General features: G+C 69.3%; 11 protein-coding genes. 9 read left to right on the top strand and 2 right to left on the bottom strand.

All coding sequences use genetic code 11. The features are described 5' to 3' along the window. Window positions 1-198: 198 nt before the first annotated feature. Window positions 199-1,452, bottom strand: a complete 1,254-nt coding sequence (locus ABD332_RS58205; RefSeq protein ID WP_344515484.1) for an ROK family transcriptional regulator — start codon at window positions 1,450-1,452, stop codon at window positions 199-201. Window positions 1,453-2,149: 697 nt separating this feature from the next. Between ABD332_RS58205 and ABD332_RS58200 the strand changes: the two genes are divergently transcribed. From ABD332_RS58200 to ABD332_RS58190, 3 genes are all read left to right on the top strand, one after another. Further along, window positions 2,150-2,575, top strand: a complete 426-nt coding sequence (locus ABD332_RS58200) for a DUF6924 domain-containing protein (protein ID WP_344515482.1) — start codon at window positions 2,150-2,152, stop codon at window positions 2,573-2,575. Window positions 2,576-2,657: 82 nt separating this feature from the next. Continuing rightward, the gene (locus ABD332_RS58195; RefSeq protein WP_344515480.1) at window positions 2,658-2,930 is read left to right on the top strand and encodes a hypothetical protein; all 273 of its coding nucleotides are present in this window, start codon (window positions 2,658-2,660) and stop codon (window positions 2,928-2,930) included. A 246-nt stretch (window positions 2,931-3,176) separates the two neighbouring features. Next, the gene (locus ABD332_RS58190; protein WP_344515478.1) at window positions 3,177-4,010 is read left to right on the top strand and encodes a polysaccharide deacetylase family protein; all 834 of its coding nucleotides are present in this window, start codon (window positions 3,177-3,179) and stop codon (window positions 4,008-4,010) included. 56 nt (window positions 4,011-4,066) lie between these two features. Here the strand turns inward: ABD332_RS58190 and ABD332_RS58185 are convergent, their stop codons facing one another. Beyond that, the gene (locus ABD332_RS58185) at window positions 4,067-4,327 is read right to left on the bottom strand and encodes a hypothetical protein (RefSeq protein ID WP_344515476.1); all 261 of its coding nucleotides are present in this window, start codon (window positions 4,325-4,327) and stop codon (window positions 4,067-4,069) included. Window positions 4,328-4,522: 195 nt separating this feature from the next. On the opposite strand from ABD332_RS58185, the gene ABD332_RS58180 reads away from it, so the two are divergent. From ABD332_RS58180 to ABD332_RS58155, 6 genes are all read left to right on the top strand, one after another. After that, on the top strand, window positions 4,523-5,290 hold the full coding sequence (locus tag ABD332_RS58180; protein ID WP_344515474.1) for an IclR family transcriptional regulator: 768 nt from the start codon (window positions 4,523-4,525) through the stop codon (window positions 5,288-5,290). 610 nt (window positions 5,291-5,900) lie between these two features. Next, window positions 5,901-7,220 (top strand): extracellular solute-binding protein, encoded by a 1,320-nt coding sequence (locus ABD332_RS58175; RefSeq protein WP_344515472.1) that lies wholly within the window; start codon window positions 5,901-5,903, stop codon window positions 7,218-7,220. After that, window positions 7,217-9,217, top strand: coding sequence for an ABC transporter permease (locus tag ABD332_RS58170; protein ID WP_344515470.1), 2,001 nt, complete (start codon window positions 7,217-7,219; stop codon window positions 9,215-9,217). The genes ABD332_RS58175 and ABD332_RS58170 overlap by 4 nt, the downstream gene beginning before the upstream one ends. Window positions 9,218-9,377: 160 nt before the next feature. Then, window positions 9,378-10,247: a fumarylacetoacetate hydrolase family protein gene (locus ABD332_RS58165; RefSeq protein WP_344515468.1), complete on the top strand. Its 870-nt coding sequence runs from the start codon at window positions 9,378-9,380 to the stop codon at window positions 10,245-10,247. Beyond that, the gene (locus ABD332_RS58160) at window positions 10,244-11,752 is read left to right on the top strand and encodes an aldehyde dehydrogenase family protein (protein WP_344515466.1); all 1,509 of its coding nucleotides are present in this window, start codon (window positions 10,244-10,246) and stop codon (window positions 11,750-11,752) included. The genes ABD332_RS58165 and ABD332_RS58160 overlap by 4 nt, the downstream gene beginning before the upstream one ends. A gap of 107 nt (window positions 11,753-11,859) precedes the next feature. Next, on the top strand, window positions 11,860-13,575 hold the full coding sequence (locus ABD332_RS58155; protein ID WP_344515464.1) for a dihydroxy-acid dehydratase: 1,716 nt from the start codon (window positions 11,860-11,862) through the stop codon (window positions 13,573-13,575). Window positions 13,576-13,813 lie beyond the last annotated feature (238 nt).

The raw sequence follows: 13,813 nt of genomic DNA, 5'->3' as shown, positions 1-13,813 counted from the left end.
GCCGCCGGCGGGACCGTCCTCCCGGCGATCGACTTCAGGCGGGCATGCCAGGAGTCCGGATACGCCCAGACGGCACTGACCCGCCGACGCTTCCCGCTGCAGGCGCGGGGGCGTGTCCCGACGACGTGCCCGAGGCGCTGCCACACGCCTTCGGGGTGGAGCTGGTCCGTCCCCAGGGGCAGTCAAGGGCGGCAGGCATTAGGTCCCTTCGGTGGTTGCCCGAAGCAGTTGACTGTCGCGTGTGCCCGTGCGGGCCGGCGTTGCGGCCGTAACGAAGGTGAGCAGGTGCTGCGGGTTGGCCAGTAGTGGGACAAAGCCGAGTTCGGCGGCGCCGACAAGGGTCGCGTCGTCGCCCAGAGCCGAGGTGCGCAGTCGTACCCGCTCGCGGGCCACCGGCAGAACGTTGATCGCGATCCGGGCACGCACCTGCGCCGACGCCGCTGGGTAGACGTCGCGCAGCATCCCACCGAAGATCACCATGGCCGGGTTGAACAAGTTGATGAGATTGGCCACGCCGATGCCGAGCCAGTCCCCGATGCGCCGCACCGATTCCAGCGCGGCCGGATCGCCCCGGTCGGCGTCATCGACCACAGCCCGTACGGCGTCGCGGCCGAACTGCGTGGCGGGCCTGCCTGCGGTGTCGAGCAGGGCTCGTTCGCCCACCTCAGCCTCGAAACAACCTCGCGAGCCGCAACCACACGCCCGCCCGTCGTACGGGTTGATCACCATGTGGCCCACCTCGCAGCCGTAGCCGCCATCTCCATCGAGCAACTTGCCCCCGACGATGATCCCGCCCCCCACGCCCACATCGCCGTGCAGATAGATCAGGTTCTGCAGGCCGATGCCGACACCGCGCTGCTGTTCGGCCAGGGCGCCCAGGTGTGCCTCGTTACCCACAGCCACCGGCAGGCCCAGTCCGAGCCGCCGGGAGAGTTCGGCGCCGAATGCCTGGTCCACCCAACCCAGGTCAGGGCCGAAGCGCACCATGCCGTCATCGGGCCGGATCATGCCGCAGTACGATGCGCCGATCCCGACGCAGGCCGAACTGGCCGGCGCTGAGCGGTGCAACCGACGGCCGAAGCGGGCCAACACGTCCACGACCCAGTCAAGATCAGCACCGGCTCGTGGTCGTACCGCCTCGAGCCGGTCGAGTACGGTCCCGCCCAGATCCACCCTGGCCGCAGTCACCCGGTCCACGGCGACATCGAAGGCCAGCACGTGTACCCGGTTGGGCTCGGGGCGCACCACCAACGACGGGCGCCCACGCCGTCCGGCGCCGGCCGGCGTCTCCTCTCGGACCAAGCCGATAGCGATCAGCTCGGCCGTCAGCGCCATAATGGTGCTGCGGTTCAAGCCCATCCTCTCGGCCAACGCTGCACGGGAGACCGCGCCGTCCAGATGGACGTGCCGCAACAGGATGCCGAGGTTGGGCGATGGATCCTGCAGAACCACGCACACCTCCGACATCGGCTCGGATGTGCCAACAGTCGAGCCCGGAAACAGGACCGGCGGGCGCCGCAGTCCAAGGCCATAGCGTACCGAGCACCCCACCCCGCGTTTGCGCTCGGCCAATGCGCCCATCTCGGTGTTGCCTCCAGCAACACCGCATGCCGTAACCCATCCGAAGATCGAGTTCGGTGCCAAAGCTTGGTCGACCAAGCGTGCATTCGGCCGAACCGCACCACCCCGTCATCTGGGCCGGACCATGCTCGACACGAATTCGGAGGCGCCTTTTTCGATCGCTTGCAGGGGGTAGCGTCATTCGAGCCGGGATATGTGAGGTTTCGGTGGCTGCGCGACGGGCCTGGTGGGGTCCCGGGCGGGGTCCTGTCAGCAGCCGCGCCACGTGCGTAGTTCACGGATGAGGGGTGTCGATGACCGGCCAGAGTGTTAGCCGTCTCGGTGTCGCTGGCGCCGTCCTCGTGTTCACGATGGGGACGCTTGTGCCCGGGAGCGCGTCCGCGGATCCGGGCGCTCCAGTGGCGCCAGGGTCGCCGATCGATCCAGCGTCGGCGGTGCCGAAAACCATCGTGCTCGACGTTGAGGCCGGGAAGGTGGTGTCGGTGGAGCCCGGCCTACCAGCCGGGGTCGCCGAAGTGCCGATCGGTTTTATCGACAGTGCCGACTGGCACAGGTAAGGCCTGCATGCATGGCTGACCTTCCCGCAACGCAAGGTGTCCCGGTCGTGCGCGCAGACTTCAGCGACGACAGCACCTGGCGGCGACTCATGAAGGAGATCGCCGCCCCAACGGAGGAGGGCTTCGGCGCTGACGTCGAGTTCGTCGAGGACCGGACGCTCGCAGGCATGGATGCCGTGGCGATCGCGGCCGGTTACCGTCGTGCCTACCCGCATCAGTACCGGCACCCGATCCTGTTCGTGGTCGACGCTGTTGCCGTCTCAGCGCCGGACCACCCGCTCCTGGTCATCAACCTCAATGCCAGGGACAGCTCGGGACCGTTCAGAACCCTGCCACGGCAGGTGCAGTCGATCGAGAACAACCTGTCGATCGCAAACATGGACTACTTCGAGTTCGCGCGGTCCACCGGTCCAGACGGCGTCTTCCGAGGCTTCTGAACACCTTGCCGACCCGCCTGCTCAATACAGGGCGCACCTCGACTGGACGGTGCTGGTCTGCTGCGGATGGGGCGCCCCCACCGTGCTGACCTGGCACGGCATGCTGTTCGTCGGGCAGGGCATCCTGGTCGAGGCGGGCACGGTCGCGATCGACCCGGCGTTGCGGAGCATCAGCCGCTGGTACCTCGGCCTCTGGGGCTCCTGGTTCGTGCTGGGCGGCCTGGCCTTCGGCGCGGCGGGGCGGGCGCACGTCCTGGCGTCGCCCGATCGGCGCCGCGAGCGCGCGGCCGGCATCGTCGGCGCCGCAGGCGGGCTCGGCCTCTTCGTGATCGCCCTCGTCGCGTGCATCGGATAAGGGCTTTCGCGGCCGTCAGCCGGGGCTGGGGTCGTGCAGGCGGCGCCACTCGGCCGGTGCGTCGCCGTAGCGGGCGCGGAAGCGTCGGCGTCACCACCGAGGTCCTCCTGGCCGTGGCCGCGCGTGACGGCGGCAGAGGTTTCCGGCCGCGCCGACCGGAATCTCGGCAACCGAAGAGCTCCGGCATCCGTCTGTTCTGTAGCATCGTCGAGCCCTGACGGGTCCGGACCGAGTTGGAGTGCCTCCGTGCCGTTGCGCCGCATCGCCGTGCTCGGGTTGACCATCCTGATACTGACCTTGACGCTCGGTGGCAGCCGCGGCAGCAGCGGCCCGCCGGCGCCTGCTGTGGCTGCGCCGGTCGCGGCGGTGCCGGTGGTCGCCGAGCACCGGGAGCCGACGGTCCAACCGAGCGTGTCGAGCTCCATGGCCTCGCCGTCCGTGTCGTCGCCGGTTGTCGCGACGGGCGACGGCCCGGCTGGGACGGTGCGCAAGACCGGGTCGGACGCGGTCGCGCTGACTTTCGACGACGGCCCGTGGGACGATACCCCTGCCGTGTTGGACCTGCTGGCCCAGTACCGCGTCAGGGCTACGTTCTGCATGGTCGGCCGGCAGGTCGCTGCGCGCGCGGAGATGGTCCGGCGGATGGTCGCCGAGGGGCACACCCTGTGCAACCACTCGTGGAGCCACGACGAGATGCTGCGCACCCGTACGCCCGATCAGATCAGATCCGACATGCAACGCACCAACGACGCGATCCGGGCGGTCGCACCCGGCGCGGTGATCGGCTACTTCCGCGCCCCCGGCGGCAACTGGTCGCCCGGCATCGTGAGCATCGCGGCCGGCCTGGGCATGACGTCGATCTCGTGGACCGTCGACCCGCGGGACTGGAGCGGCCCGGGGGTCCAGTCGGTCGTGAACACCGTGCTGACGAAAACTCGTCCCGGTGGGATCGTGCTCCTGCACGACGGCGCGGGGCCGCAGACGGTCGCCGCGCTGCGAACGATCCTGCCCGACCTGGCGGGCCGGTTCACCCTGATCGCCCTCCCGGCGCCGACCAGCGTGGCCCAAACCTTGCGATAGGAAACCGCCGGGGCAACTCAGCCGGTCCTGACGGCGGCCTGGCCGCACCCGGCCCGTCAGCGGTGCGACGGGCGGGCAAGGGTGTCGCCCTGGGGTGCGACGGTGACCAGGCCCGCCGGGGTCAGGAACACGAGCCGGTCCGTCGTCGGCCGCAGCACCGCCCGGGCGTCGGCGACGTGCCAGTTCGGGTGTTCGCACGGGCCGGGCACGCACAGGGAGAGCCCGTCGCCGTCGGCGACCACGAAGGACGAGCCGCCACCCGGGACGCCGAAGGGACGGCGCGGTGCGGGGTCGCGAGCGAGGACGGCGTTGATCACGACCGGAACGGCAAGACATGGTCGCCTCGGCGGTATCCTCCACGAGTGCCGACAGGCGCCTGACCTGCACGGAGGAGATTTTCGGCAAGGGCGAGATCCGGCTGGGCCGGTTGGCGTACCGCACCAGCGCTATCCTGTCGCGATACCGCCGTGTCCAGATATCGAACATGGTTCGGTATCTCGAAAGGACTGTGCATGCCTCGCGTGGTACCGGCGGTCATCCGCGCCCTCGACATCCTCGAACTCTTCCTGGACCAGCCCCGGCTGTCGGCCCGCGAGATCGCCGAACGGCTCGGCCTGCCTCGGACCACCGTCCACGAGTTGCTCGTCACGCTGGTCGCCCGCTCGTATCTGATCTCGGTGCCCGGCCAACCGGTCCAGTTCCGGCTTGGCATGCCATTGTTCCAACTTGGTGCCGCGTTCGCCGGCCAGCTCGACCTGGTCCGCGAGGCGCAGGATGTGGCGCAGGACGTTGCTGCGGCCTGTGACGAGGCTGTGCACGTCGCTGTGCTCAGCGGCGCGGATGTGATCTACCTGGTGAAGGTCGACAGCACGCACCCGGTCCGGATGGTGTCCGCGGTCGGCCGGCGGCTGCCCGCGCACTGCACGGCCGTCGGCAAGATGCTGCTGTCGAGCCTCGACCCGAGCGACCTTGACGCGCTCCTGCCGCCCGGCGGCCTGTCCGCCATGACGCCGGACAGCATCACCGACCCGGACCGGTTCCGTGCCGAGCTCGATCGCATCCGCGCCGAGGGCGTGGCGGTCGACGACGGCGAGTCCGACAGCGCGGTCCGCTGTGTCGGAGCGCCGGTCCGCGACCACACCGGCAAGACGGTCGCGGCGATGAGTGTCTCCGCGCCGATCATCCGCTGGACGCCCACGGCGCACGCGGAGTGGACGCGGCTGGTCTGCGAGGGTGCCGTCGCGTTGTCGACCCGGCTGGGATACCGCGCACCGCGCTGACGCGCCCGTTCGGCGCACGATGTGGCCGACTGTCCATCGGCCTCATTGACACCTCTCACTCGGTCCTCTACCGTCGCGTCCTATCGAGATATCGAACTCTGTTCGAAATATCGAACACCGCCTTGAAATGTGCTCACGAGAACACGCCGCGGTGGATCGCGCTGTCCTGTGTGGACTGACGATCCTCGCCTACGGAAGGGGGTTCCGTATCACCTGATTCGAGCACCGGGTGTCCGCGGATCCCCGTTCTCTGGCTAGTCACAAACGTCAATGTCGTGCGCTTTTTTCCAGGTACCGAAGTCATTCAGATGTAACTGTTCGATGTGGGTATTGACCCGCCGCGATCAGCGGCCGTAGCGTGCGGCACGCGCGGAACAGTTCGGAAATCGATCGAAAGTATCAGACCGTTCCAGGCGGTGGAATTGGCACATCGCCGTCCCCGTACCGCTGAGCCTTCGGATCATTTGATGGCTTGCGACAAAGGAGGTAAATGGTCATGGAGAACAACCCGTCATGGTCCCGGCGCGGCTTCCTGGGAATGGGTTTGGGAGTGCTCGGCGCGGCTGGTCTGGCCGCATGTGGGGACAGTCCCTCGAAGTCGGCTCCGAAGGTGCAGCCGGAGGTTCCGCAGGAACTGCTCGACGCCGCGGCGTCGTTGAAGGGCTCCTTGATGGGGGTGCTGTCGCAGAAGCTGTACTCGACGGCGGCGAACGCGGCGCTCGACAGCTCGATCAAGACGTTCGCCGACGCCACCGGGACGAAGATCGAGAACAGTCTGGTCCAGGCCGACGCCGGTGATGTGGTGGCCAAGATCGACGCAGAGGTGAAGGGTGGTGTGGCGCGCGACCTGGCGTTCATGACCGACTCGCGGTTCGTGGCGCAGTTCCACGCGCTGGGCGACCTGGAGGATGTGACGGACGTCGTCAAGGCGCTCACGGCCAAGTACGGCGAGCCCACCGCGGAGTCCAAGAACTTCTGCGTCTTCGACGGCAAGTGGTTCGCCATCCCGTACCACTTCATCGGCATCGGGTCTTTCCTGCGCAAGGACTGGATGCAGGAGAAGGGCATCACCCCCAAGGAGATCTACACCTGGGAGGAACTGCGGGACCTGTGCCTGTCCATCTCCGATCCGGGCAAGCGCCGGTACGGCTGGGGCATGACCGTGAACCGGTCCGGTGACGCCAACGGCATGATCGAGGCACTGATCAACGCCTACGGCGGGTCGATCGTCGACAACGACGGCAAGAAGGTCATCTTCGACTCGCCCGAGACGGTGCAGGCGGTGAGCTTCCTGGGCGACATCTACACCAACCCCAAGTACAAGCCGATGCTGCCGCCGGGCGTGGCCGCCTGGACCGACTCCAGCAACAACGAGAACTGGCTCGCCGGGATCCTCGGCTACACCCGCAACCAGTTCAGCGTCTACGCGGACTCCAAGACCAAGAAGAATCCCGTCTACGACAACACGCACGTCTTCGCCGACTGCATCGGACCCGCGACGGACAAGCCCCTGCTGCTCGGCCAGTCCCAGGGCTTCGTCATCTTCAAGGGCGCCAAGAACGCGGCGCTCGCCAAGCTCCTGGCGCAGTACCTGGTCAGCGCGAAGGCGCTGCTCGGCGTGGCGAAGGAGGCGCCCGGCCTGGCATTGCCCGCCTGGGAGAAGGTGTGGGATTCCGACCCGTTCTTCACCAGCGGCGACCCCGCGTTCCCCGTCCTGCGCAAGATCACCCAGCTGTCGCTGCCGCTGAAGACGAAGAACGGCCTGGCCTTCCCGCAGAAGGCCAACGCCGGTCAGCAGGCCGCCACCGCCGCGTACGTCCTCACCGACATGATGCAGCAGGTCGTCCAGGGCACGGCGCCCGACAAGGCCGTGACCGCCGCCCACGCCAAGATGGTGCAGATCTTCAACCAGCAGGGGCTGCCCCAGTGACATCGGTGCGGACCCCACCGCCCCCGGCGACGAAGACATCCCCGTCGCCGGGGCGCGGCTCCCTCACGACGACCCAGCGGCGGCTGGGTCGCGACTGGCGGCTGGCGGCGCTGTTCCTGGCGCCGATGGCCCTGCTGGTCGGCGGGCTCGTGCTCGTGCCGATCGGCCGTTCCGTCGTCACCAGCACGACGGAGCGGCACGGGCAGGACAGCGTGTTCGTCGGCCTGGGCAACTACATCGCCCTCGCCGGCGACGAGCAGTTCCGCACGGGCGTGCTGAACTCGTTCGTGTTCACCGCGTACGCCGAGGTGTTCAAGGTGGTGCTGGGTCTGTCCGCGGCACTCCTGCTGCACCATCGGCGGCGTGGCCGGGCCGTGCTGGCCGGGCTGCTCCTGCTGCCGTGGGTGGTGCCGACGGTGGTGACGGCGTTCAGCTGGCGCGCACTGCTCGACCCGATCTTCGGCAGCGTCAACACGCTGCTCACCGACTCGGGCATCGGCCCCCTGCTGGCCGCCGCGCACCTGGTCGACGAGTGGCCCGCGGGCTGGCTGTCCGACCCGTCGCTGGCCATGCCGTCGGTCATCCTCGTCAACGTGTGGAAGGGCGTGCCGTTCTTCACCGTCACGTTCCTCGCCGGGTTGAAGGCCATCCCCGCGGACCTCTACGAGGCGGCGACCATCGACGGCGCGTCATCGCTGCAGCGGTTCATCCACGTGACCCTGCCCGGCCTGCGCCACGTCATCACCGTGACGGTGACCCTGTCGTCGATCTGGACGTTCAACAACTTCGACCTCATCTGGCTGCTGACACAGGGTGGCCCGGGCGATGCGACCGCGCCGTATGTGCTCGTCGCCTACTCCAAGGCGATCCTGCAGCTGCAGTACGGCGCGGGAGCGGCAGTCACGCTCGTGATGCTGCCGGTCATCGGCGTGCTGGTGTTCGTCCTGGTCCGGTTGATGCGCCGCAACGACGCCGGCGCGCCCTCCCGACCGCCCGGGCCGGTGCGCAAGGCAATGCCATGGGCCATGGCCGTGACGGTCGCCGGTCTGCTGGCCTGGGCATCACCCCAGATCTTCTGGAAGGCCGCGGTGGTCCTCGCGGTGATCCTGCTGGTCGCCGCGGTCGTGGGCCGGGTGGTCTCGGCGTTGCAGACCTGGGGGCACCGCCGGGCGTCGTCCCTGGTCTCGCGCCTGGGATCCGGTGTCGCGCTGGCCGGGCTGCTCGTCTTCGTGCTCGGCCCGCTGTACTGGATCGCCGTCACGGCCTTCAAGTCCGAGGACCAGATCGTCATGCACAACAGCGACCTGTGGCCGACGCCGTGGACCCTGCAACAGTTCGGTGACCTGTTCACCAACCAGCCCTTCGGCCGCTGGTACCTCAACACCGTGCTGGTGTCCCTGACGTCCACCGTGGCGGCACTGCTCTGCGCCGCCCTGGCCGGCTACGCACTGGCCCGGCTGCGGTTCCGCGGGGCGCAGAGCTTCACGGTCACGGTCCTGCTCACCTACGTGATGCCGGGAGCACTGCTGTTCATCCCGCTCTACCAGCTGCTCATCGGCGTGCGGCTCAACGACTCGCTGTGGTCGCTGGTGCTGACCTACCCGACCTTCACGCTGCCGTTCGCCACCTGGCTGCTGACCGGCTACTTCTCCTCGATCCCCACCGAGCTCGAGGAGGCCGCGCTGGTCGACGGCTGCACCCGCCTCCAAGCGTTCCGCCGGGTGATGCTGCCGCTGGCAAAACCGGGCCTACTGGCAGTCGGACTGTTCACCCTCACCAATGCCTGGAACGAGTTCCTCTTCGCCTTCGTATTCCTCACCAAGGACGAATACAAGACGCTCCCCGTCGGAATGCAGGCGATGATCACCGGAGACGTCGTCCCGCAAGGACAGCTCGCCGCCGCGTCGCTGCTCGTCAGCATCCCCGTGGTACTGATGTACGCCTTCGGGCAACGCTTCCTGACCGAGGGCCTCACCGCGGGCGCGGTGAAGGGCTGACACCCGCCCGCCCCGGCGAAGGCAGCCCAGTGGACCCCGGCGGTCCGGGCAGACCGGCCGACAACGCCGGTAGCGGGCTCCGCAGCCCCGGTCTCGGCATTGATTTCCGCCCGGACTGCCTGCTGACGAATTGCACGTACGACTTCAGAGAGTGCAGGCCTTGAACATCGTCAGGTACGAGTTGAACGGCGACGTCCACGTCGGACTTCATACTGATGGCGCGGTCGTCGAGGTCGAGGGCGTCTCGGCGCTGGCGCAGTTGTGGCATCTGCCGGCCACGCAGTTGCGGGCGCGGTTGTCCCGGTCCGTGTCGGGTCCTGTGGTGCCGCTGTCCGGGGTGCGGCTGCTGGCCCCGGTCGACGCGTCGACCGAGGTGTGGGCCTGTGGTGTCACCTATCGGGAGTCGCGGGAGGCCCGTATCGAGGACAGTGAGCGGGCCGCGGATGTGTATTCGCTGGTGTACGACGCGCAGCGACCGGAGTTGTTCTTCAAGTCGGTGCCGTGGCGGGTTCGCGGTCCTGGTGCGCCGATCGGTATCCGGGCTGACTCCGAGGTCGATGTTCCGGAGCCGGAGCTTGCTGTCGTGATCAATCGGTTCGGTGAGATCGTTGGTTACACGGTCTGCAACGACGTGTCGTCGCGCAGTATCGAGGGCGCGAATCCGTTGTATCTGCCGCAGGCGAAGACCTACTACGGGTCGTGTGCCCTCGGTCCGTGGATCACGCCTGCCTGGGATGTCAGCGATCCGTATGCACTCGCGATCGACCTTTCGATCGAACGGGACGGTCGCGAGCATTGGCGGGGACGTACCAGCACGTCGTCGCTGCACCGGCGGTTGGATGAGTTGGTCGGTTACATCATGCGTGGTGATGTTCATCCTGACGGTGCAGTGCTGTCCACCGGAACGGGTCTTGTGCCGCCGGCGCCGTTCACCCTGGCCGATGGCGACACGGTGCGGATCACCATCGACGCGATCGGTACTCTGACCAACCCGGTCCGGCGCGGAATCCCTCAGGCGGAGGCATCGTGATCGCCAGCATCGACCCGAGCACCGGCGCCACCACCGAGGTGTTCGACGTCCCCGCCGAGGACCTCGACCGGCTGGGCGAGCGCGCCCGCGCCGCACACCGCGAACTCGAAGGGGCCGGGCGCTCCGGCCGGGCGGCGATGCTGCGGGCCATGGCGGCGGCGGTCGAGGAACGCCGCACGGCGCTGGTGGCGGTGGCCGACCGCGAGACGGGCCTGGGCCGGCAGCGGCTGAACGCGGAGCTGACCCGCACGGCGTACCAACTCGAGTTCTTCGCCGACGTGCTCGACGACGGCGCGTACCTCGAGGCGGCCATCGACCACGCCGGTTCGACCCCGATGGGTCAGCGCCCGGATCTGCGCCGGATACTTGTCCCGCTGGGGCCGGTGGCGGTCTTCGGCGCCGCCAACTTCCCGTTCGCCTTCTCCGTTCCGGGTGGCGACACTGCCTCCGCGCTGGCCGCCGGCTGCTCCGTGATCGCGAAGGTCCACCCGGCCCACCCCGCCACCTCGCTGCTGTCCCGCGACGCGCTGCTGGCTGGCGCCCGGGCCGCGGGCCTGAGCACCGATGTGGTGTCGCTCGTGTACCGCGACGAGACCGCGGCGCGGCTCGTGCAGCACCCGGACATCACCGCGGTCGGCTTCACCGGCTCGCTGCGCGTCGGCCGGCTGCTCGCCGACCTCGCCGCCGCCCGGCCGTCGCCGATCCCCTTCTACGGCGAGCTCGGCGCGGTCAACACCTTCGTGGTCGGCCGCGCTGCCGCACGCGACCGCGGCGCGCAGATCGGCGACGGGCTCGCGGCCTCCTTCATGCTCGGCGTCGGGCAGTTCTGCACAAAGCCGGGGATCGCGGTCGTTCCGTCCGGTGCGGCCGGATCTGCGCTGACGCAGGCGCTCGTCGACCGGGTCGCCGCGGCGGGCGCCGGCATCATGCTGAGCGAGCGCATCGCCGACGCGTACGCCGACGGGGCCGAGTCCCTGCTCGCCGCCGCCGGCGTCGAGGTGCTCGCCCGGGGCGGCGACGGGCCGGCCGAGGGCTTCCGGGGCTCGCCGCTGCTGCTGCGGGCCCGGCCGGACGCGCTTGAGGGCCCGCTGCTGGAAGAGTGCTTCGGGCCGGAGCTGATCGTCGTCGAGTACGACACCGACGACGACGCCCTCACCACGCTGCGCCGTTTCGGGCCCGCGCTCACCGCGACCATCCACGCCGATGACGAGGACCGGCGGCTGGCCACCCGGCTGCTGGACCACGCACACCGCACGGCCGGGCGCGTGGTGTGGAACGGCTACCCGACGGGTGTGGCGGTCGCCTGGGCGATGCACCACGGCGGTCCCTACGCCGCCACCACCAACGCCCTGCACACCAGTGTCGGCGCGAGCGCGATCCGCCGCTGGCTGCGCCCCGTCTGCTTCCAGGACGTCCCCCAGGAACTGCTGCCGGACGAGCTGCGCGACGTCCCCGAGCACGGCCGCACCCCGCGCCGCGTCAGCGGAACGCTGGATCGCGGATGACCGCCGCGCCCTGTCACCCGGCAGACGATGGGAGTCTGCACCCTGCCATGTCCGATGTGGACGATGGTCTGATGCATCATTTCGTGGAATGTTGAGAGGAAGGCGTCATGCAGCCACGTCGCAGCGCACAGTGGTACGCGGGCAACGACCGCAACAGCTACATCCATCGGGCTTGGATGCGTCGAGGCCTGCCGGCTGACGCGTTCGACGGCCGGCCGCACATCGCGATCGCCAACACCGCCTCCGATCTGACGCCGTGCAACGCCCACCTCGACGAGGTCGCCCGCAGCGTCAGCGACGGCATCTACGAGGCCGGCGGCATCGCATTGAACCTGCCGGTGGTGTCGCTGGGGGAGACGCAGGTGCGCCCGACGGCGATGCTGTGGCGCAACATGGCCGCGATGGCGACGGAGGAGATGCTGCGGGCCAACCCGATCGACGGCGTGGTCCTGCTCGGCGGCTGCGACAAAACCATCCCGTCCCTGCTGATGGCCGCCGCGTCGGTGGACCTGCCCGCCGTCGTGATGCCCGGCGGCCCGATGCTGACCGGGACCTTCCGCGGCGTCCCGCTGGGCTGCGGCACCGGTGTCTGGCAGCTGAGCGAGGAGGTCCGCGCCGGCACCCTGAGCGCCGCCGAGTTCGTCCGCTCGGAATCCTCGATGATCCGCAGCAAGGGTCACTGCAACACCATGGGCACCGCCTCCACCATGGGCCTGCTGGCCGAGGTGCTCGGCATGACCCTGCCCGGCGTGGCCGGCATTCCCGCGCCCGACAGCCGCCTGCTGGAGGCCGCCCACGCCACCGGTGTGCTCGTCGTGGAGATGATCGACGCCGGTCGGCGGCCCAGTACCGTGCTGTCCCGGGGCTCGTTCCTCAACGCGATCGTGGCCCTCGCCGCCCTCGGCGGCTCCACCAACGCGGTGGTCCATCTGCTGGCCATCGCCGGCCGGCTCGGCGTCGAGCTCACGCAGGACGACTTCGACCGTACCGGCTCGCACGTGCCGCTTCTGGTGGACCTCCAACCGGCCGGCCGGTTCCTGATGGAGGACCTGTTCCGGGCCGGCGGCCTGCACGCGGTCCTCAATGAGGTCCGCGACCTGCTCGACCCGGCCGCGCTCACCGTCACGGGGCGGCCGCTGGTGGAGCACCTCGACACCGCGCGGGTCTACGACCGCGAGGTCATCCGCCCGCGGGAACAGCCGCTGCAGCCGACCGCCGGGATCGCGGTCCTGTACGGCAACCTCGCGCCGGACGGTGCCGTCATCAAGCCCGCCGCCGCCTCACCGGAACTGCTCTCGCACCGCGGTCCGGCGGTCGTCTTCGACTCGATCGAGGATCTGCACGCCCGCCTCGACGATCCGGACCTCGGCGTCACCGCCGACTCGGTGCTGATCCTGCGCGGCTGCGGCCCGAAGGGCTACCCCGGCATGCCGGAGGTCGCCAACCTGCCGCTGCCGGCCAAGCTGCTCGCCGAGGGCGTCCGGGACATGGTCCGCATCTGCGACGGCCGGATGAGCGGCACTGCGTACGGAACCGTCGTCCTGCACGTCACGCCGGAGGCCGCCGTCGGCGGGCCGCTGGCCAAGGTCCGGACCGGCGACATGATCATTCTCGACGTCGCGGGCCGGCGCCTCGACGTCGACATCCCCGACGCCGAGCTCGCCGCCCGAGAGCCCGCCGCCGCCGCCGTGAACGCCTTCGCCCGCCCACGGCGCGGCTGGGAGCGCCTCTACGTGGACACCGTCGGCCAGGCCAACGTCGGCGCCGACCTCGACTTCCTGCTCGGCTCCAGCGGCGATGAGGTCTCCCGCGAATCCCACTGACGAGGAACCCCGGTGAACATCCCCCACACCGCCGCCATCGCCGGCGACACGTGCATCATCAAGCGGACCTGGTGATGCACGTGCGCCGGCCGCATACAGAGGGCCTTGCTGTCAGCGCTGCAGCGTCAGCACGCCCGGCCGCCACGGCAGCAGGTTGTAGTCGCCGCCCGCGCTGGGGTTCTTGCCCTGGTACAGGAACTGCAGGTTGCACGGGTCGATGGTCTTGGTCTGGTCGGGG

The organism is Dactylosporangium maewongense (assembly GCF_039531485.1).
Taxonomy (GTDB): domain Bacteria; phylum Actinomycetota; class Actinomycetes; order Mycobacteriales; family Micromonosporaceae; genus Dactylosporangium; species Dactylosporangium maewongense.
Note: the sequence above shows the minus strand (reverse complement) of the source record. Positions and strands in the feature narration are given on the sequence as shown.

What these genes read in the sequence shown, in the direction of transcription:
- ABD332_RS58200 (WP_344515482.1), top strand. Translation starts at nt 2,150, where the DNA reads ATGGCTGACCTTCCCGCAACGCAAGGTGTCCCGGTCGTGCGCGCAGAC.
- ABD332_RS58155 (WP_344515464.1), top strand. Translation starts at nt 11,860, where the DNA reads ATGCAGCCACGTCGCAGCGCACAGTGGTACGCGGGCAACGACCGCAAC.
- ABD332_RS58180 (WP_344515474.1), top strand. Translation starts at nt 4,523, where the DNA reads ATGCCTCGCGTGGTACCGGCGGTCATCCGCGCCCTCGACATCCTCGAA.